We start from the raw sequence: 19408 nt of genomic DNA on the forward strand, positions 1-19408 counted from the left end.
TCCCATGGGTAGCGATTCCGAGAATCGGCACGATCCAGAGCCGGAGGTTCCGGGTTCCACCGGCCCGGATACCCCCGCAGAGGGTGGGCGGGGGGCGGTTCGCGACCCGGACGGCGCGCGGTCGGCGGATGCCGGCGCTCCCGGCGCCGCAGCCGGGACCAGCGGCCGGACGATCACGGACAAGGCCGGTCCCGACGCGGGCGAGCAGGGGCTGGGCTGGACCGGTGACGAACCGGCGCCGTCCCCCGCCGCCCCCGCCGCCCCCGCCGCCCCGCGCGGCAAACTGGACGCGTACTTCCAGGTGACGGCGCTCGGCTCCACCTACCGCCGCGAGATCATGGCGGGCACCGTCACCTTCCTCGCCATGTCCTACATCCTCGCGGTGAATCCGTCGATCCTGGGCGACGAGGGCCCGCTCGGCGCGCTCGGCATCCCGACCCAGGCGGTCTTCACCGCGACCGCGGTCGCCGCCGTCTTCGGCACCCTGGTCATGGGGGTGTGGGCGCGCTACCCGATCGCGCTCGCCCCCGGCATGGGGTTGAACGCGTTCTTCGCGTTCACGGTGGTGCAGAGCATGGGCATCCCGTGGCAGACCGCGCTCTCCGGCACGCTGCTCTCCGGCGTCATCTTCTTCGTGCTCGCGGTGACCAAGGTCCGCGAGCGCATCCTGGACTCCATTCCCATGCAGCTGAAACTCGCGGTCGGCGCGGGAATCGGGCTCTTCATCGCCTTCATCGGGCTGAAGAACGCGGGCTTCGTGATCGCCAGCGAGGCCACCTTCGTCAAGCTCGGCGACCTGACCGACGGCCGCACCCTGCTCGCCTTCTTCGGGCTGGTCGTGACCGTGATCTTCCTGGTGCTCGGCAAGCACGGCGCGGTGCTCATCGGCATCGTCTCGACCACGGTGCTCGGCATGCTCACCGGCCTGGTGGAGCTGCCGGACGGCGTCGCGGCGCTGCCCCGCGGCCTGGACCAGACCTTCGGCCAGGCCATCGTGCACCTGCCCGACGCCTTCACCGGGCAGATGATCGTCGTGGTGCTGACCATGCTCTTCGTCGACTTCTTCGACGCCTCCGGCACCCTCATCGGCGTCGCCAAGCAGGCCGGGCTGCTGGACGAGCAGGGCAAGCTGCCGCGCGCCGCCAGTGCGCTGGCCGCCGACTCGGTCGGCACCACCGCGGGTGCCGTCATCGGCACCTCGACCACCACCGCGTACGTGGAATCGACCGCGGGCGTCTCGGCGGGCGGCCGGACCGGGCTCACCGCGGTGACCACGGCGGGCTGGTTCCTGCTCGCCATGTTCTGCTACCCGATCTTCGCGGTGGTGGCCTCGGCCGGGGAGGTCACGGCGCCGGCGCTCATCGTGGTCGGGGTGCTCATGGCGCGCTCGCTCGGCGAGATCGAGTGGGGGAACCTCGAGTACGCCATCCCCGCCTTCCTGACGATCGTGCTCATGCCGCTGAGCTACTCGATCGCCAACGGGCTCGCCATGGGCATGCTCTTCTACCCGATCGTCATGGTGGCGCGAGGCCGGATCCGGGATGTGCACCCGGTCATGTGGGTGCTCATGGTGGTCTTCCTCGGCTACTTCTTCTTCCTGGCCGAATAGGCCGAATCGGACAGCCGGGATCGAATTCGGCATATCGGGGAAGTTCAACGGACCGTAGTCCGGTTATCCCCGAGGTGCCCGTGCGGTCGGTGTTGCCCGGCGGGTGGCTCGATCACGTCCGACTCCCCGGAACGAGGAACCCATGACCACCACGACCTCTCGCGCCCGTACCGCTCCCACAGCTGCTTCCTCGACCGACCGCGGCGCCGATATCGGCCTGCTGGTCCTGCGTGTCGTCGCGGGCGCGCTCATCGCGGGCCACGGCGCGCAGAAACTCTTCGGCTGGTTCGGCGGCAGCGGCCTGAGTGCCACCGCCGACGGCTTCGACCGCATGGGGTACAACCCCGGCGTCTTCTTCGGCACACTCGCCGGGCTCAGCGAGTTCGGCGGCGGCCTGCTGCTGATCCTCGGCCTGCTGACGCCGCTCGGCGCCGCCGCGGTGCTCGGCACCATGATCAATGTCATCGCGGTGCACTGGGACGGGGGTGTCTTCGGGAACGGCGGGTACGAGCTGCCGCTGCTCTACGCGGCGGTCGCCGCCGGGCTGGCGTTCACCGGCCCCGGCCGGTTCGCGCTCGACCACGGGCGGCCGTGGAACCGCACGGGCATCGCGGTCGGCGCGGCCGCGGTCGGGATCGCGGTGCTGGCGGCGGTGCTGACCCTGCTGGTCAAGGCCGCTTTCTGAGGCCGACCCGCGCTGCGGCTAGGACGCCGCGGCGGTGAGCCGCTGCAGCGCCTCGGCTACCACCTGCGGGTCCGCGGTCTCCCAGTAGGGCGGGAGCGAGGCGCGCAGGTACCCGCCGTAGCGGGCGGTGGCGATCCGGGAGTCCAGGATCGCGATGACGCCGCGGTCGTCCACGCTGCGCAGCAGCCTGCCCGTGCCCTGGGCGAGCAGCAGCGCCGCGTGGTTGGCGGCGACCGTCATGAAGCCGTTGCCGCCGCGCGACTCCACCGCCCGCTGCCGCGCGGTGAGCAGCGGATCGTCGGGGCGCGGGAAGGGAATCCGGTCCAGCAGGACCAGGCTCAGCGACGGGCCGGGCACGTCGACGCCCTGCCAGAGCGAGAGCGTGCCGAAGAGCGAGGTCGCCGCGTCCTCGGCAAACGCCTTGACCAGCGCGCCGGTGGCGTCGTCGCCCTGGCAGAGCACGGGGGTGTCGAGCCGCTCGCGCATGGCCTCGGTGGCGGCGCGGGCCGCGCGCATGGAGGAGAAGAGGCCGAGGGTGCGGCCACCCGCGGCGCGGACGAGCCGCTCGATCTCGTCGAGCACCGCGGGGGACATGCCGTCCCGGCCGGGCGGAGGCAGGTGCTTGGCGACGTAGAGGATGCCGGAGCGGGCGTGGTCGAACGGCGAGCCGACATCCAGCGACGACCAGCGCACGGTCTCGGCGTCGGACGGGGCCTGCGCGCCGTTGGCGGTGCCGGTGTCGGGCCGGTTGGCGGACTGGGCGGGCAGCCCCCAGGTGATGGCGAGGCCGTCGAAGGAGCCGCCGATCTGCAGCGTCGCCGAAGTGAGCACCACGGTGGCGGCGCCGAAGAGCCTGCTGCGCAGCAGCCCGCCCACCGAGAGCGGCGCCATTCGCAGCGTGCGCCGCGCGGTGCCGCGGATCTCGTCGGCGGCGAGCCAGATGACGTCGCGGCGGGCGGCCGGATCGGGCTCGTCGAAGGCGGAGAGCGCGCGCACCGCGCTGTCGTGCACCTCCTCCACCGCGACCAGCGCCTGGTTGCGCGCGGCGGCCGCCTCCGGGTCGCTGCCCTGCGCGGTGCTGCCGCCGGGCGGGGAGAGCGCGGTGCGCACGTTCCAGGCGGCGTCGCGGATCAGCGCGAGGACGGGGGCGGCGCTGTCGGGCAGCCGCTCCCAGCGGGCGGCGGGCAGCTCGTCGAGTACTTCGTGCCAGGCCTCGCCCGCCTCCTCGAGGTGATCGAGCTCCCGCTCGTCGACCAGCTTGACGCAGCGCTTGGCGGCGGCGGTGACGGTGGCGGGGGCCAGTTCGGCGGTGGCGACGCCGGTGACCCGGTCGACCAGCTCGTGCGCCTCGTCGATGATCACCACATCGTGCTCGGGCAGGATCTGGATGCCGCTGATGGCGTCGATGGCGAGCAGCGCGTGGTTGGTGACGACGACGTCGGACTGCGCGGAGTCGGTGCGCGCCTTCTCGGCGAAGCAGTCCTGGCCGAACGGGCAGCGCGACTTGCCGAGGCACTCCCTGGAGGAGACGCTGACCTGCCGCCAGGCGCGGTCGCTCACGCCGGGGGTGAGTTCGTCGCGGTCGCCGGTCTCGGTATCCGATGCCCAGGTGGTGAGGCGCTGCACCTCGCGGCCGAGCCGGGAGACGGCGAAGGCGTCGAAGAGCTCGGCCTCGCCCGGGTCCTCCGGGACGGCGCTGTTCATCTTGTTCAGGCACAGGTAGTTGTTGCGGCCCTTGAGGATCGCGAAGCGCGCGGTGCGGCCGAGCGGCTTCGCCAGCGCCTCGGCCAAGCGCGGCAGGTCACGGTCGACCAGCTGGCGCTGCAGTGCGATGGTCGCGGTAGAGACCACGACGGTGCGGCCGGTGCGGACCGCGTGCCGCAGGCCGGGGACCAGGTAGGCCAGCGATTTTCCGGTGCCGGTGCCCGCCTGCACGGCCAGGTGCTCGCCGGTGTCGATGGCGTGCGCGACCGCCGAGGCCATGGTGACCTGCCCGGTCCGCTCGGTGCCGCCGAGCGCGCGGACGGCGGTGGAGAGCAGTTCCGGGACCGGCGGCAGTTCGGGCACGCGCAGCAGCCTACTGCGCTGCGCCGACACGCTCGGGCAAGCGGGGTCAGTGCCCCAGTTCGCCGTCGAATTCCACGCCGGCGGCGCGCATGCGCTCCATGGCGACGGTGGTGCTCTCCGGTGCGACCCCGGCGGTGAGCGCGAGCAGCACCCTGGTCGAGAACCCTGCCGCGCGCGCGTCCAGCGCCGTCGCCCGGACGCAGTGGTCGGTGGCGATGCCGACCACGTCGACCGCGTCGATGTCGCGCGCCCGCAACCACTCCGAGAGCGAGGAGCCGTCCTCGGCCGCCCCCTCGAACCCGGAGTAGGCCGCGGCGTACTCGCCCTTGCTGAACACCTCGTCGACATCGGCGGTGAAGTTCGGGTGGAAATCGGCGCCCGGCGTGCCGACCCGGCAGTGCGGGGGCCAGCTGTTCACGTAATCGGGGTTGTCGGAGAAGTGGTCACCCGGATCGATGTGGTGATCGCGGGTGGCGACCACCGCCGCGTAGCCGGTGTCCTGCCCGGAACCGGCGGTCAGCAGATAGTCGCTGATCCGGCTCGCCACCGCGGCCCCGCCGGTGACCGCGAGCGACCCGCCCTCGCAGAAGTCGTTCTGCACATCTACCACGATCAACGCACGCGCCATGGTTCTATTCTGCCGCGAAGGTGGTCGGTACCGCCGGTTCGCCCGCGGAGAGCTTGAGCCCCTCCCACGGCAGGCTCACCAGCCCGCGCGCCACCAGGTCGCGGCTCTCCGCCAGGCTGGGCTGCTCCGGGGTCACCTCGCCGCCCCGCACCAGCGGCACGTGCAGCTCGCGCGCGGTGAACTCGCCGGTCGCGGGCGTGGAGCCGGCCGGGAAGACGACCTCCTCCACGATGGTGCCGCTGGCCCTGGCCAGCCGGATCGCGCTCTTGGTCCCGCCCCGCGACTCCTTGTGGCTGCTCCGCTTGGCCACCGGCACCCCCTCCACCTCGACCAGTTTGTAGACCATGCCCGCGGTGGGCGCGCCGGAGCCGACCACCAGCGAGGTGCCGACGCCGTAGACGTCGACCGGCTCGGCGCGCAGCGCGGCGATGGCGTACTCGTCCAGGTCGCCGGAGACCACGATCCGGGTGCGGGTGGCGCCGAGCCCGTCCAGCTGGTCGCGGACCTGCCTGGCCAGCACCCCGAGATCGCCGGAGTCGATCCGGACGCCGCCGAGCTCGACCCCGGCCACCTCGACGGCGGTGGCGACGCCCTGCGTGATGTCGAAGGTGTCGACCAGCAGCGTGGTGCCGACGCCGAGCGCCCGCACCTGGCTGCGGAACGCCTCCGCCTCGTGCGCGCCGTCGCTGCCGCTGTGCAGCAGGGTGAAGGCGTGCGCGCTGGTGCCTGCGCCGGGGACGCCGTAGCGCCGCACCGCCTCCAGGTTCGAGGTGGCGTCGAAGCCGGCCAGGTAGGCGGCGCGCGAGCTGGCCGGGGCGGCGAGCTCGTGGGTGCGGCGCGAGCCCATCTCGATCATCCGGCGTCCGGCCGCCGCGCTCACCATGCGGGCGGCGGCGGAGGCGATGGCGCAGTCGTGGTTGTAGACGGAGAGGATGAGCGTCTCCAGGATCACGCACTCGGCGAAGCTGCCGCGCACCGAGAGCACCGGGGAGTTCGGGAAGTACAGGTCGCCCTCGGCGTAGCCGTCGATGTCGCCGCCGAAGCGGTACTCGCGCAACCACTCCAGCGTCCGGTCGTCCAGGAAGCGCGCCGCGACCTCGAGTTCGGCCGGGCCGAAGCGGAATCGGGTGAGCGCCTCCAGCATCCGGCCGGTGCCGGCGACCACGCCGTACCGCCTGCCATTCGGCAATCTCCTGGCGAACACCTCGAAGGTGCAGCGGCGGTGCGCCGAGCCGTCGGCGAGCGCGGCGGCCAGCATGGTCAGCTCGTACTGGTCGGTCAGCAGCGCGGTGCCGGCCCGCCCGTCGATGGTCTCCACGTGGCCACTCTAGACAGCGCGCGGCGGGGAATCGGGGAGCATGATAGGCCCGCGGGCGCCGGATCGGGCCGGAACGGCGGGCGCGGAGCCGGAAAAGCCGTGATTCTCCGCCCCTCGGATGGTTGTGTTCTCGTCCTGCCGTCGTACCCTGGACGCATGGCCCAGTTCGACCGAGTCGATGCCGGCGATCTCGCGGCGGCCGTTGCCGTCGTCGCGCACGCGACACCGTCGGCGACACCCGAAGCCATCGAGCACAGCGAGATCCTGGAGGCCGTCGACCGGCCCTGGGTCACCGTGGTCTGGGACGATCCGGTCAACCTCATGCACTACGTCACCTATATTTTCCAGAAGCTCTTCGGCTACAGCAAAGCCAAGGCGACCGAGCTCATGCTGCAGGTGCACAACGAGGGCAGGGCCGTGGTCACCTCCGGCCCGCGGGACAAGATGGAGCACGACGTCCAGCGGCTGCACGCCGCCGGGCTGTGGGCGACCATGCAGCGCGACGAGTGAGTGCGGCTACCGTAGGCATCGTGCGTAAGTGGAGCCGGAAGAATTCGCTGGGCGGCCTGAAACTGCGTTCCGAGATGGACGGCAGGGAGGCCGCGGTACTGCGATCGCTGGTCGGGGCGGTGTGCGGGCTGCTCACCGAGCGCGCGAACTCCGGCCCCGACGACGAGCTGGCCGCGCTCACCGGGATGCGGACCGGTAACTCGACCCCGCCCACCGACCCGCAGCTGCTCCGGCTGCTCCCCGATTTCCACCGCGCCGAGCCCGGCTCGCCGGACGCCGACCGGGCCGGGCTGAACGACGCGCTGCGCAGCCTGCACGAGCCCGACATCATCGAGACCAAGGTGGCGGCCGGCGCGGTGGTGCTGCGCACGGTGCCCGCCGACGGCGGCAAGGTGACGCTCTCGCCGGAGCAGGCCGATGCCTGGCTCACGGCGCTCAACGACGTGCGGCTCGCGCTCGGCACGGTGCTGGAGATCGACGCCGAGACCCCCGAGGAGCTGGAGCCGGGCGACCCGCGCGCGCCGCACCTCGACGTCTACCACTGGCTCACCTGGATGCAGGACTCGCTGCTCTCGGCGCTCGCCCCGTGACCGGGCTGACCGACGTGCCCGGTGTGCTCGTCGGGCACCACCACGAACTCGACCAGGACGCCACGCTCGGCTCCGGCGCCGCCACCGGCTGCACGGTGGTCCGGGTGCCCGGCGGCGCGGTGGCCGCGGTCGACGTCCGCGGCGGCGGCCCCGGCACCAGGGAGACCGACCTGCTCGACCCGGCCAACTCGGTGCGCAGGGCCAACGCCGTGCTGCTCACCGGCGGCAGCGCCTACGGGCTCGCCGCCGCCGACGGGGTGATGCGGTTCTGCGAGGAGGCGGGCGAGGGCATCCCGCTCGACCCGCTCGACCCGGCCCGGGTGGTGCCGATCGTGCCCGGCGCCGTCATCTTCGACCTGCCGGTGGGCGACTGGGCCGTCCGTCCCACCGCCGAGTTCGGCTATCGCGCGGCCGCGGCCGCGGGCCGGGAGTTCGAGCGCGGCTCCGTCGGCGCCGGGGCCGGGGCGCGCGCGGGCGCGCTCAAGGGCGGGATCGGCACCGCGTCGATCCTGCTCGATATCGGGATCACGGTCGCCGCGCTGGTGGTGGCGAACCCGGTGGGGTCGGTCTTCGACCCGCGCACCGGGCTGCCGTGGGGCGCGGGCACCGACGGCGCCGCCGCGCTCGGGCTGCGCATACCGACCCCCGAGCAGCTCGCCGCGGCCAATGCGCTCCCGGTCAAGGGCACGGTGCTCAACACCACCATCGGCGTGGTCGCCACCGACGCCCCGCTCGACCCCGCCGGCTGCCGCCGGATGGCGACCACCGCGCACGACGGCCTGGCCCGCGCGGTGCGCCCGGCACACTCGCCGCTGGACGGCGACACCTTCTTCGCACTCGCCACCGGCACCGCCGCGCCGCCGCCCGGCCCGCTGCCGCCGCCCTATTTCCCCGCGAACCTCGGGCTGCTCGACGCGGTCTGCACCGCGGCCGCGGTCTGCGTGGAGCGGGCCATCGTGGACGCGGTGGTCTCCGCCCGTCCGATCACCGGAATCCCCTCGTACAGCGAGCTGTTCGGCGGCTGATCGGGGCGGAGCGGCCAGGGCGGGAATAGCCGAATAAGCTGGCTGGTTGTCGAGTGCGTTGTCGCGGGAAGGGTGTTGTCGTGCTGGTGATCAGGGCCGACCTCGTCGAGGCGATGGTGGCGCACGCCCGTGCCGACCACCCGGACGAGGCGTGCGGGGTGCTTCCCGGCCCCGAGGGGTCGGATCGCCCGGAGCGCTTCGTCGCCATGGTCAATGCCGAGCGCTCGCCCACCTTCTACCGCTTCGACTCCGGCGAGCAGCTGAAGGTCTGGCGGGCCATGGACGACGCCGACGAGGAGCCGGTGGTGATCTACCACTCGCACACCGCGACCGAGGCGTACCCGAGCCGCACCGACATCTCCTACGCCTCCGAGCCGAACGCGCACTACGTGCTGATCTCCACCCGCGATCCGGAGCAGCACGAGCTGCGCAGCTACCGCATCCTCTCCGGCGAGGTCACCGAGGAGCCGGTGCGGGTCGTCGACGCCTACTGAACCCGTTCAACCCCGAGGAGAAGCCATGCCGGTAACCGTGTCCATCCCGACCATCCTGCGCAACCTCACCGGCGGCGAGAAGCGCGTGCAGGCCGAGGGCGCCACCCTCGCCGCGCTCATCGCCGATCTGGAGGCGAACCACCCCGGGCTGTCCGAGCGGCTGCTCACCGACGGCAAGCTGAACCGCTACGTCAATATCTACGTCGACGACGAGGACGTGCGCTTCGCGGGCGGGCTGGCGGCCGAGGTGCCCGCGGGCGGCAGCGTCACCATTCTCCCGGCCGTGGCCGGCGGCGCGCGCTGATCCGGTGGCACGGTACGAATCGCTCATCGCGACGCTCGGCGACACCCCGCTGGTCGGGCTGCGGACCCTCTCGCCGCAGTGGGAGGGCGAGCAGCCGGTGCGGCTCTGGGCCAAGCTGGAGGACCGCAACCCCACCGGCTCGATCAAGGACCGCCCCGCCCTGCGCATGATCGAGCAGGCGGAGGCGGACGGCAGGCTCACCCCCGGCTGCACCATTCTGGAGCCGACCAGCGGCAATACCGGGATCTCGCTGGCCATGGCGGCCAAGCTCAAGGGGTACCGGCTGGTCTGCGTCATGCCGGAGAACACCTCGGTGGAGCGCAGGCAGCTGCTCACCATGTTCGGCGCCGAGATCATCGGCTCGCCCGCGGCCGGCGGCTCGAACCAGGCGGTGGCCAAGGCGAAGGAGATCGCCGCGGCCAACCCGGACTGGGTCATGCTCTACCAGTACGGCAACCCGGCCAACGCGCTCGCGCACTACGAGACCACCGGTCCGGAGATCCTGGCCGACCTGCCCGAGATCACGCACTTCGTGGCCGGGCTCGGCACCACCGGCACGCTCATGGGCACCGGGCGCTACCTGCGCGAGCACGTGCCAGGCATCGAGATCGTCGCGGCCGAGCCGCGCTACGGCGAGCTGGTCTACGGACTGCGCAACATCGACGAGGGCTTCATCCCCGAGCTGTACGACGAAACCGTGCTCACCAGCCGCTTCTCCGTCGGCCCGCTGGACGCGGTGCGCCGCACCAGGGAGCTGGTGCTGGAGGAGGGCATCTTCGCGGGCATCTCCACCGGCGCCATCCTGCACGCGGCGCTCGGCGTCGCGCGGAAGGCGGTGCGGGCGGGCACGCGCGCGGACATCGCCTTCGTGGTCTGCGACGGCGGCTGGAAGTACCTCTCCACCGGCGCCTACGACGGCACGCTCGAGGAGGCGGAAGAACGGCTGGAGGGGCAGCTCTGGGCCTGAACCCCGGTACCCTCGATACCAGGGCTAGCGCAGGAGGTGCCATGGTCGTCGGTCCTGGTTCGGGGTATCCGCCGAACAGCACACCGGTCGGTTCCCGCGCGGTCGCGATGATCGGCAAACTCTGGGCCCAGGCGGCCGCGCTCATGCTCGGCTTCGTCGCGCTGCTCTACGGCATCGAGGGCGTGGACAGCCTGCAGGGCGTCGACCTGGACAGCGAGGGCATCCGGCCGCGCGACCCGGACGGGCTCTGGGGCGTGCTCTGGGCGCCGGTGCTGCACGGCAACTGGGATCACCTGATGGGCAATACGCTGCCGGTGCTGATCCTCGGCTTTCTGACGCTGCTCTCCGGGATCGGCCGCGGATTGGCCGCTACCGCCCTCATCTGGCTGATCGCCGGCGCCGGAACCTGGCTCATCGGCGGCGCGGGCACGGTGCACATCGGCGCCTCCTCGCTGGTCTTCGGCTGGCTCACCTTCCTCATCTCGCGCGGCTGGTTCGCCCGCAACCTCACCCAGATCGTGGTGGGGCTGGTGGTCTTCGCGATCTACGGTTCGCTGCTCTGGGGCGTGCTGCCGGGGCAGCCGATGATCTCCTGGCAGGGCCATCTGTTCGGGGCCGTGGGTGGTGTGGTCGCCGGCTGGGTACTCTCCGGTGACGAACGTCGTCGCCGACGCGCAGCGGATCCGCGCCCGCTCGCAGGCCCCCGGTGACCACGTCGCACACCCGCGAGAGTTTGGGGGATCCCGTCGTGACCGGTGAAACGTCGTGGCAGCATGGGGGCATGCGCCTTACCGTCCTCGGGTGCTCGGGCAGTGTGTCCGGCCCGGACTCCCCAGCGTCGGGGTATCTGCTGACCGGCCCGGACATGACGCCGACGGTCATCGATTTCGGTCCAGGCGTGCTCGGCGCGCTGCAGAAGTACGCCGATCCCGGTGCGGTCGACATCTTCCTGACGCACCTGCACGCGGACCACTGCCTCGACCTGCCCGGACTGCTGGTCTGGCGCCGCTACCACCCGACGCCGCCGGTCGGCCGCGCCATCGTGCGCGGGCCGTCGGATTCGGCGCTGCGGATCGGCAATGCCTCGGCCGAGGTCGGCGGTGAGACCGACGACTGGTCCGATGTCATCGACCACCGCGCCTGGCAGGAGGGCGAGGTCGTCGAGTTCGGCTCCGGCCATACGATTTCGGCGCGCCGGATGTACCACCCGCCGGAGTCCTACGGGCTGCGCATCACCACCGCCGAGGGCAAGGTCTTCGTCTACACCGGCGACACCGCGGTCTGCGACGCGGTCTTCGAGTTGGCCGAAGGCGCCGACGTGCTGATGTCCGAGGCGTCCTGGACGCACGACCCCGCGAATCGGCCGCCCGGCATCCACCTTTCGGGGCACGAGGCCGGGCTGATCGCGGCCCGCGCCGGGGTGAAGGAGCTGCTGCTCACCCACATCCCGCCGTGGACATCGCGGGAGGACGTCATCGCGGAGGCGAAAGCGCAGTTCAGCGGGGCGGTGCACGCGGTGGCGCCGGGGGAGACCTTCGATCTGTAGCACCGCCGGAGGGCGGTACGCCGGGTGCGGTTAGGCTGACCCCCGTGTCGAGACGAGTGGACGGCAGGGCGGACGACGAGCTCCGCGAGGTCAGGATCACCCGCGGATTCACCACGCATCCAGCGGGATCGGTGCTGGTCGAGTTCGGCCAGACCCGGGTGCTGTGCACCGCGAGCGTCACCGAGGGAGTCCCCGGCTGGCGCCGGGACAGCGGCCTCGGCTGGCTCACCGCGGAGTACGCCATGCTGCCCGCGGCCACGCACACCCGCAGCGGCCGGGAGTCGGTGAAGGGCCGCGTCGGCGGCCGCACCCAGGAGATCAGCAGGCTGGTCGGGCGCTCGCTGCGCGCCTGCATCGACCTCGCCGCCATCGGGGAGAACACCATCGCCGTCGACTGCGACGTGCTGCAGGCCGACGGCGGCACCCGCACTGCCGCGATCACCGGCGCCTACGTCGCGCTGGCCGACGCGGTGACCTACCTCGGCGCGGCGGGTGCGCTCGCCGATCCGCAGCCCATCTCCTGCGGCATCGCCGCGGTGAGCGTCGGCGTCGTCGACGGCCGGGTCCGGCTGGACCTGCCGTACGAGGAGGATTCGCGCGCCGAGGTGGATATGAACGTGGTCGCCACCGACACCGGCACCCTGGTCGAGATCCAGGGCACCGGCGAGGGCGCCACCTTCCCGCGCTCCACCCTGGACAAGCTGCTGGACTCCGCGCTGGCCGGGTGCGAGCAGCTCTTCGCCGTGCAGAAGGCGGCGCTCGCCGAGCCCTACCCCGGCACCCTGCCCGCCCGCGCCGAGACCGGAAAGCGGAGGTAGCCGTGGCCCGCAGGGTGCTGCTCGCCAGCCGCAATGCCAAGAAGCTGATCGAGCTGCGGCGCATCCTGGACGAGGCCGGGGTGGCCGGGGTCGAGATCGTCGGGCTGGCCGACGTGCCGGAGTACCCGGAGGCGCCGGAGACCGGCGCGACCTTCGAGGAGAACGCGCTGGCCAAGGCGCGCGACGGCGCCGCGGCGACCGGGTTGCCGTGCGTCGCGGACGATTCCGGTATCGAGGTGGACGCGCTGAACGGCATGCCCGGGGTGCTCTCCGCGCGCTGGTCCGGCGGGCACGGGGCCGACGCGGCCAACAACGCGCTGCTGCTCGCGCAGCTCGGGGATGTGCCGGACGAGCGGCGGGGCGGGCGCTTCGTCTCCACCTGCGCGCTGGTGACGCCGGACGGCGCCGAGACGGTGGTGCGCGGCGAGTGGCCGGGGCGGATCGCCAGGGAACCGCTCGGGGAACACGGGTTCGGCTACGACCCGCTCTTCGTGCCCGAGGGCGACGGGCGGTCGGCCGCCCAGCTCACCCCCGCCGAGAAGGACGCCGTCTCACACCGCGGGCGTGCCCTGCGGCAGTTGCTTCCGGCCTTGGCCGCGCTGGCCGAGTAGCGCGGGGTACACCGCGCCCGCTGACGCGTCGTCTCGATCCGGCCGGGTAGCGACCGAATGCCGCGCCCGCCGAGGCGTCCCGCACCGGCCGGACGGCGCGGCACCGGCAAGCGCTGCGCGCGGCCGCCGGGGCCGGGGTCAGACCCCGAAGTCCCGCTTCACCTGGACGGCGTTGCGGTGCTCGACGAAGAACGAGAGCAGCGGGACGGTGCCCGCGAGCAGCGTGCCGACGGTGCGGCCGAGCGGCCACCGCACCTTGACCGCCAGGTCGGCGGTGCAGAGCAGGTAGACGAAGTACACCCACCCGTGCACCATGGCGATCCAGCTGGGGGTGTCGGCGCCGAACCCGTACTTGGCGATCATCTCCACGGTGAGCAGCAGCAGCCAGAGGCCGGTGGCCCAGGCCAGCACGCGGTAGCGGAGCAGCGCGCCCGCGATCGTGCGAGCGTCGGCCGGGCGCTTCGCCGGACGGGTCTCGGCGGGGTTCTCACTGGTGGTCAACCGGCGCTCCTGTCGGGGGTGGCCGGGCGATTCAGCTCGGCGAGGTAGCTGTTGTAGGCGGCGAGCTCGGGATCGTCGTCCCTGGCGGCGACGGGCCGCTCCGGCAGGATGCCCGCCGGGATCTCGCGGGCCACGCTCGGCCCCGCGGGCGCGGTGTCGGCGTCCTCCCCGGCACCGCGCTCCAGCCGCACGAACCGGAAGTAGGCGAACACCGCGAACCCGGCGAAGAGCGGCCACTGCAGCGCGTAGCCGAGGTTCTGCCCGGTGCCGCTCGCCGACTCGAACCGCTCCCACTGCCACCAGCCGAGCGCGAGGCAGGCCAGCGCGGCCACGACCACGAGGGCGATCAGCGCCGGGCGGTTGTGGGCCGGGCGGTCCGGCGGGGGCGAAGCGGGCACGCTCCCACGGTACCCGCTTCTACTACAGCCGACGTAGGGCAGTTCCCGGTCAGAGCACGGCGCTGATCCCGGTCAGCCGCTCCGACTCCTCCCACAGCTTGCGCTGCAGCTCGGCATTGCGGGAGAGCTTGGTCGACGGGCACGGGCCGACCGGGCCGCGGGACTGGAAGAGCCAGGTCGGGCCCCAGTAGGTGTTCGGATCGGCATCCGGCTCGGTGGCGGCGAAGAGCGTGGACTCCGCCGCATGCCGCGGCGAGTGCCCGACCAGCCGGATGAAGGGCTTGCTCACCAGGTCCAGCGGGGTCTCGGTGCGGGTGAAGAGTTCGGTGGCCGAGACCCCGGGGTGCACGCCGTACGAGCGCACCCCCGAGCCGTTGCTCGCCAGCCTGCGCTGCAGCTCCCTGGCGAACATCAGGTTCGAGAGCTTGGCCTGGGAGTAGGCGGCGCCGCGCCGGTAGCGGCGGTGCTCGTAGTTGAGGTCGTCGACCCGGAGCCTGCTCGCCTGCTTGTGCGCGACGCTGGAGACGGTGACCACCCGGTCCCTGATCTTCGGCAGCAGCAGCGCGGTGAGCGCGAAGTGGCCGAGGTGGTTCACGCCGAACTGGGTCTCGAAGCCGTCCGCGGTGCGGGAGAACGGGATGTTCATCAGCCCGGCATTGTTGATCAGCACGTCGAAGTCGCCGGTGGATTCGGCGAAGCCGCGGATCGAGGCGAGGTCGGCCAGGTCCAGCTGCGCCACCCGGACGTCGCCGCCGATCTTCCCGGCGATCGCCTTCGCCTTCTCCGCGCTGCGACAGGCCATGATCACCGTCGCGCCCTTCGCGGCGAGCGCCTTGGTGGCCTCGGTGCCGATGCCGCCGTTGGCTCCGGTGATCACGACGGTGCGCCCGGTCTGATCCGGGATCTGTGAGGGTTTCCACGCCATGGGGCCACCTTGGCACACTTGCTCAGACGGGGTGCCCGGACCCCGCGCGCGCCGCCCGCCGCTGTGTTCGCTGCCGTGTCGCTGCGGGCCCCGGCGCGCAGGGAAGTCCCATACTGACCCGATGAACGGTGCCATTGCCGCCGCCGATTCGGCGGAGCCGCTGAGCCGGGCGCGCACCAGGGTTGTCTTCGGCACCGTAGTGCTCGGCATGCTCATGGCCGCGCTGGACCAGACCATCGTCTCGACCGCGCTGCCCACCATCGTGGCCGATCTCGGCGGGGCCGGGCACATGGCCTGGGTGGTCACCGCGTACCTGCTGGCCGAGGCGGTCGCCACGGTGCTGGCGGGCAAGCTCGGCGATCTCTTCGGCCGCAAGCTGGTCTTCCAGCTGAGCGCGCTGATCTTCATCGCGGGGTCCATGGTGGCCGGGCTGGCCAATGGGATGGCGCTGCTGGTGGGGGCGCGGGCGGTGCAGGGGATCGGCGCGGGCGGGCTCATGGTCACCTCCATGGCGCTGATCGCGGACACCATTCCACTGCGCGAGCGCGGCAAGTACCAGGGCGCGCTCGGCGCGGTCTTCGGCGTCACCACGGTGGTCGGGCCGACGCTCGGCGGGCTCTTCACCGACCACGCGAGCTGGCGCTGGTGCTTCTACGTCAATGTGCCGCTGGCGATCCTGATGATCGCGGTGGCGGCGCGCAGCATTCCGCGGGTGCGCGCGATGGCGAAGCCGATCATCGACTACGCCGGGATCGCGCTGGTCGCGGTGGGGGTCTCGGCGCTCATCCTCGGGCTGGAGTGGGGCGGGCAGGAGTATCCGTGGGGGTCGTGGCAGATCATCGGGCTCTTCGTGCTCGCGGTGCTGCTGCTGGCCGGGTTCGTGGCGGTGGAGCTGCGGGCGGCTGAGCCCGTGCTGCCGATGGCGCTCTTCCGCAGCCGGGTCTTCACCGTGTGCTCGCTGCTCAGCTTCATCGTCGGCTTCGCCATGCTCGGCGCCATGACCTACCTGCCCGCGTACCTGCAGTACGTGGACGGGGTGAGCGCGACCGCCTCCGGGGTGCGCACGCTGCCGCTGGTGGCCGGGCTCTTCCTCACCTCGATCATCTCCGGGCAGGTGGTGGGGCGCACCGGGCGGTACCGGTTCTTCCCGATCGCCGGTACCGCGCTGATGGCGGTGGGGTTGCTGCTCATGTCGACCATGGGGCGCGGGACCAGCACGCTGCGGGAGTCTCTCTCCATGCTGGTGCTCGGGCTCGGGATCGGGCTGGCCATGCAGGTGCTCACCATCGTGGTGCAGAACACCGTGCCCTACGCGCAGCTCGGGACCGCGACCTCGGGGGTCACCTTCTTCCGGACCCTGGGCAGCGCCTTCGGCACCGCCGTCTTCGGCACGCTCTACAGCAACGAGCTGAGCGCGCGGCTGGCGGACGCGCTCGCCGCGAGCCCGGGGGTGCCCGCCGAGGCGGCGGAGAACCCGGAGCTGCTGCGGCGGTTGCCCGCCGAGCAGGCGGCGCCGATCATCGACGCCTACGCCGGCGCCCTCGACCACGTCTTCCGCTGGGTGGTGCCGGTGGCGCTGGCCGGGTTCGTGATCGCCTGGTTCCTGAAGGAGGTGCCGCTGCGGGACAGCGCCAAGGCGGCGGCGGGCGATGTGGGGGACGGGTTCTCGATGCCGGGGCCGGACGATCGGGTGGCGCTGCTGGAGCGCGAGGTCGGGACGGCGCTGCGCCGGGCGCGCGCCGCCGGGCCGGTCGCTCCCGAGCTGCTCGCCGCCGCCGGGAGCGGGCTCGGGCATGGGCAGGCGTGGGCGCTCGGGCAGGTGTACGTGCTGCGGCGGTACCGCGGGGAGGCGACCTTGGGCGCGATCGCGGTCGCGCACCGCGTGCCGGAGGAGGTGCTGGAGCCGGTCTTCACCGAGCTGATCGACTCGGGGTACCTGGCGCTGGGCGATACCCGGCTGCTGCTGACCGCGCGCGGGCAGGGGGAGGTGGATCGGATTCGGGAGGCGTGGCGGCGGTGGCTGGACGCGCGGCTCGACGACTGGTCGGCCGATGATCCCGCGGATCGGGCGCTGCTGGCACAGGCCATGGACAGTATCGCCACGAAGCTGCTGGACGAGGGGATGCGCGAGCGGGAAGCGGTCGGGGTCTAGTTCTGCTCGCCCGCGTGGGGTTTCCCGGGCTCGTCGGCGGTCACCGAGCCCTGACCTGAGGCTCCGGCGAACGGTGAGCTGCCCTGGCCCGTCGCCGGAGCCGCGTCGGCTCCGCCGTCTGGACTCGCCGTCGGCGCGGCCGCAGCCTCGGTTCCGCCGTCGGCGGGAGCCGCCGGGGTTCCCGCATCGGCGGGAGCCGGGTTCGCCTCCGGCGCGGCCGCCGCGTCGGCTCCGCCCTCGGCGGGGGCGGCCGCGCTCGCATCCGCCGCCGCGCCATCCGAACCCCCGTCGGGGGCCGACGACCCGCCGACCGGATCGTCCGGACCGGCGGCAGGCGCTTCGAAGGGGATCACGTTCCCGGCGAAATCACGTTCGCCGAGCGCGGCGTTGACGGCGCTGACCAGCGCGGCGAGATCGACCCAGGTGCAGGGCGGCTCGGCATCGAGGTTCCCGATCCGGTACCACTTCTCGGTCCCGCGGTAGCGGACCAACCCGTGCCCGCTCTCGTCGAGCGAGAGATCGAGTTCGCCCGAGACCGTTCCCTCCTCCTCCGTGAGGATGGCGGCCCTGCTCTCCAGTGCGACGATGTCGGTTATGCGAACCCTCCTCGGCTGACGCAATCGTCGATCGCGGTACGCAGCGCGGCCTGCTCCTCGCCGTCGACGGTGAGGCCGTACTTTACCTTGATCTGCAGGTAGTGAACCACGTAGGTGCAGCGGAACTCGCCGGGCGGCAGGTAACTGGAGACGTCCTGGTCACCCTTGGAGCGGTTCGCGGTGGGGTCGGAGGCGACGAGATTCGTTGCGTCGTTGGCGATTGCGCGCCTGGTGTCCAGGTCCTTGGCGCCCGCCCCCGAACGCCACGCCTCGGCCAGCGGCACGATGTGCTCGGCATCCACCTTGGCGGGATCGGTGATGAAGGCGTACGGCTTCAGCTTCCCGGTCTTGCGGTCGACCACGCCGTAGTGGTCGCGCCAGCCGCCGTCCTTGCCGATGCTGAGCTTGCACGACTTGGGGTCCAGGCTGACCGGGCCGCTGGCGTCGCGCAGCATCATGACGTCGCGGGTGGTGCACTTGGCGTACTGCGAGAACTGCGGCCCGAAGCCGTGGTCGAGCGGGGCGGTGTCCCAGTGCGGGAACTTGTCCCGGTCGTACCCGGCCATCGCGGCCTCCGGCGCGACCTGCAACTGCCCGAGCAGCGCATTGGCGTCGGCGGCGGGGATTCCGGCCGAGGAGACCGGGCCGCTGCCCTGCGTGCCGGGCACGCCGGGTTGCTCGGTGGCGGTGCAGCCGCTCAGCACCCCCGCCACCAGGAGCGGGACGACAACGGCAAACGCCCGGCGCGCACCGCGCCGAACAGGAGACAAATTCACCACGATACCCACCGAACCGGAGTCGAACCACGAACCGCGCCACCGTACTCGGCGACGCGGTGGACGAATGCGATTGTCGCATATGAGGTACCGCACACCGGGGGTTACGGTGTGGAATCGGGTGGCGCCGGGGTGAATTCGGGGCAACCGCCCTATTCGCCCGGCGTGTCGCCCGGCTCCCCCTGGGCGGTGGGCGGCACCCCGGTCTCCAGGAAGCGGATGAGCCGGTCGATCCGGCCGGTGTGGTCGACGCACCGTTCCAGGTTGTGGCCGAGGAGCGCGAGATCGATGGCGGCGCCGACGGGCCGGTCGGCGGCGCCGGCCAGCTCGGTGCGCAGCTGCCCGTGCAGGGCGCGCATCGCGGTGACGGCGGCGGCGTGGTCGGTGGCGGGGCGGCCGTTGGCGACGCCCTCCACCGCGATGGCGGTGCGTTCGGTGGCGAGCCTGCCCATGGCGCCGATGGTCGCGGCCACCGGGCCTGCCGCGACGTGCTCCGGGTGCGCCCTGTACACCTGGTCGGCGACCCCGCTGGTGAGCCTGCCGATCCGGGAGAGTTCACCGGCGATCTGGATCGCGGTCACCACGTGCCTGAGGTCGCGGGCGACCGGCGCCTGCAGCGCGAGCAGCACGACGGTGCGGGCCTCGCAGGCGGCGTACATCTTCTGGAGTTGTTCGTCCAGCGCGAAGACCTCGTAGGTGGCGGTGAGGTCGGCGTCGGCGAGCGCGTGGGTCACGCGCTCGGCGGCGTCGTGGGCGAGCCGGCACATCTGCGTCAGATCCTGGGTCAACGCGACGAGCTCGCGGGTGAACTGGGTTCGCACGGGCTGCATTCTCGCGCACTCGGGGCGGTGCGGTCGATCGTCGCTGGCGCGCCGCTCCCGCTCCGCG

Annotated in this window: 22 protein-coding genes; 13 read left to right on the forward strand and 9 right to left on the reverse strand. The window is 72.4% G+C overall.

What is annotated here, in order from left to right; all coding sequences use genetic code 11:
- Positions 1-4: 4 nt before the first annotated feature.
- Entirely contained in the window at positions 5-1609 is a 1605-nt protein-coding gene (locus NH2_RS15680; RefSeq protein ID WP_281202038.1) for an NCS2 family permease, read from the forward strand.
- Positions 1610-1751: 142 nt separating this feature from the next.
- The gene (locus NH2_RS15685; protein ID WP_067654221.1) at positions 1752-2294 is read left to right on the forward strand and encodes a DoxX family protein; all 543 of its coding nucleotides are present in this window, start codon (positions 1752-1754) and stop codon (positions 2292-2294) included.
- A gap of 18 nt (positions 2295-2312) precedes the next feature.
- Here NH2_RS15685 and NH2_RS15690 read toward each other — a convergent pair whose 3' ends face one another.
- The 3 genes from NH2_RS15690 to NH2_RS15700 are packed head-to-tail and all read right to left on the reverse strand — an operon-like array spanning position 2313 to position 6307.
- The gene (locus NH2_RS15690) at positions 2313-4361 is read right to left on the reverse strand and encodes an ATP-dependent DNA helicase (RefSeq protein WP_067655644.1); all 2049 of its coding nucleotides are present in this window, start codon (positions 4359-4361) and stop codon (positions 2313-2315) included.
- A gap of 46 nt (positions 4362-4407) precedes the next feature.
- On the reverse strand, positions 4408-4989 hold the full coding sequence (locus tag NH2_RS15695) for an isochorismatase family protein (protein ID WP_067654223.1): 582 nt from the start codon (positions 4987-4989) through the stop codon (positions 4408-4410).
- Positions 4990-4993: 4 nt separating this feature from the next.
- Positions 4994-6307: a nicotinate phosphoribosyltransferase gene (locus NH2_RS15700; RefSeq protein ID WP_067654225.1), complete on the reverse strand. Its 1314-nt coding sequence runs from the start codon at positions 6305-6307 to the stop codon at positions 4994-4996.
- 156 nt (positions 6308-6463) lie between these two features.
- On the opposite strand from NH2_RS15700, the gene clpS reads away from it, so the two are divergent.
- The 10 genes from clpS to rdgB all read left to right on the forward strand — a co-directional run bounded on the left by clpS (position 6464) and on the right by rdgB (position 13172).
- Positions 6464-6817, forward strand: a complete 354-nt coding sequence (clpS, locus tag NH2_RS15705; protein WP_084505582.1) for an ATP-dependent Clp protease adapter ClpS — start codon at positions 6464-6466, stop codon at positions 6815-6817.
- Between the two features lie 20 nt (positions 6818-6837).
- Complete coding sequence (gene aosR / locus NH2_RS15710; protein ID WP_067654227.1) at positions 6838-7407, forward strand: oxidative stress transcriptional regulator AosR; 570 nt, start codon at positions 6838-6840, stop codon at positions 7405-7407.
- Complete coding sequence (locus tag NH2_RS15715; RefSeq protein ID WP_067654229.1) at positions 7404-8432, forward strand: P1 family peptidase; 1029 nt, start codon at positions 7404-7406, stop codon at positions 8430-8432. The genes aosR and NH2_RS15715 overlap by 4 nt, the downstream gene beginning before the upstream one ends.
- Positions 8433-8512: 80 nt before the next feature.
- Positions 8513-8926, forward strand: coding sequence for a M67 family metallopeptidase (locus NH2_RS15720; RefSeq protein ID WP_067654231.1), 414 nt, complete (start codon positions 8513-8515; stop codon positions 8924-8926).
- Positions 8927-8951: 25 nt separating this feature from the next.
- Positions 8952-9230 carry a MoaD/ThiS family protein gene (locus NH2_RS15725; protein WP_067654233.1) on the forward strand — a complete coding sequence of 93 codons (279 nt, stop codon included), beginning with the start codon at positions 8952-8954 and terminating at the stop codon, positions 9228-9230.
- Positions 9231-9234: 4 nt separating this feature from the next.
- Positions 9235-10197 (forward strand): PLP-dependent cysteine synthase family protein, encoded by a 963-nt coding sequence (locus tag NH2_RS15730; RefSeq protein WP_067654235.1) that lies wholly within the window; start codon positions 9235-9237, stop codon positions 10195-10197.
- A gap of 41 nt (positions 10198-10238) precedes the next feature.
- A complete protein-coding gene (locus tag NH2_RS15735) occupies positions 10239-10907 on the forward strand; it encodes a rhomboid family intramembrane serine protease (protein WP_067654237.1) in 669 nt (222 codons plus the stop codon).
- Between the two features lie 71 nt (positions 10908-10978).
- Positions 10979-11743 (forward strand): cyclic nucleotide-degrading phosphodiesterase, encoded by a 765-nt coding sequence (locus NH2_RS15740; RefSeq protein ID WP_067654239.1) that lies wholly within the window; start codon positions 10979-10981, stop codon positions 11741-11743.
- A gap of 44 nt (positions 11744-11787) precedes the next feature.
- Positions 11788-12561: a ribonuclease PH gene (rph, locus tag NH2_RS15745; protein WP_067654241.1), complete on the forward strand. Its 774-nt coding sequence runs from the start codon at positions 11788-11790 to the stop codon at positions 12559-12561.
- Between the two features lie 2 nt (positions 12562-12563).
- Positions 12564-13172 carry an RdgB/HAM1 family non-canonical purine NTP pyrophosphatase gene (gene rdgB, locus NH2_RS15750; protein WP_067654243.1) on the forward strand — a complete coding sequence of 203 codons (609 nt, stop codon included), beginning with the start codon at positions 12564-12566 and terminating at the stop codon, positions 13170-13172.
- Between the two features lie 138 nt (positions 13173-13310).
- Here the strand turns inward: rdgB and NH2_RS15755 are convergent, their stop codons facing one another.
- Genes NH2_RS15755 through NH2_RS15765 form a run of 3 tightly spaced genes read right to left on the reverse strand, consistent with a single transcriptional unit; the run spans position 13311 to position 14996 of the window.
- Positions 13311-13610, reverse strand: a complete 300-nt coding sequence (locus tag NH2_RS15755; RefSeq protein ID WP_439951760.1) for a DUF3817 domain-containing protein — start codon at positions 13608-13610, stop codon at positions 13311-13313.
- 59 nt (positions 13611-13669) lie between these two features.
- Positions 13670-14071 carry a transcriptional regulator gene (locus NH2_RS15760; RefSeq protein WP_067654247.1) on the reverse strand — a complete coding sequence of 134 codons (402 nt, stop codon included), beginning with the start codon at positions 14069-14071 and terminating at the stop codon, positions 13670-13672.
- 49 nt (positions 14072-14120) lie between these two features.
- Entirely contained in the window at positions 14121-14996 is an 876-nt protein-coding gene (locus NH2_RS15765) for an oxidoreductase (protein WP_067654249.1), read from the reverse strand.
- 121 nt (positions 14997-15117) lie between these two features.
- On the opposite strand from NH2_RS15765, the gene NH2_RS15770 reads away from it, so the two are divergent.
- Entirely contained in the window at positions 15118-17148 is a 2031-nt protein-coding gene (locus tag NH2_RS15770; protein WP_067654251.1) for an MDR family MFS transporter, read from the forward strand.
- On the opposite strand, the gene NH2_RS29415 is transcribed toward NH2_RS15770, so the two are convergent.
- The 3 genes from NH2_RS29415 to NH2_RS15785 form a co-directional block, all read right to left on the reverse strand.
- A complete protein-coding gene (locus tag NH2_RS29415) occupies positions 17145-17768 on the reverse strand; it encodes a hypothetical protein (protein WP_174552838.1) in 624 nt (207 codons plus the stop codon). The two genes, NH2_RS15770 and NH2_RS29415, sit on opposite strands and share 4 nt — an antisense overlap.
- Positions 17741-18532, reverse strand: coding sequence for an HNH endonuclease family protein (locus NH2_RS15780; RefSeq protein WP_245650597.1), 792 nt, complete (start codon positions 18530-18532; stop codon positions 17741-17743). The genes NH2_RS29415 and NH2_RS15780 overlap by 28 nt, the downstream gene beginning before the upstream one ends.
- Before the next feature lie 140 nt (positions 18533-18672).
- Entirely contained in the window at positions 18673-19341 is a 669-nt protein-coding gene (locus NH2_RS15785; protein ID WP_067655653.1) for a phosphate signaling complex PhoU family protein, read from the reverse strand.
- Positions 19342-19408 lie beyond the last annotated feature (67 nt).

It is taken from the genome of Nocardia harenae NBRC 108248 (assembly GCF_001612885.1).
GTDB classification, from domain to species: Bacteria; Actinomycetota; Actinomycetes; order Mycobacteriales; family Mycobacteriaceae; genus Nocardia; species Nocardia harenae.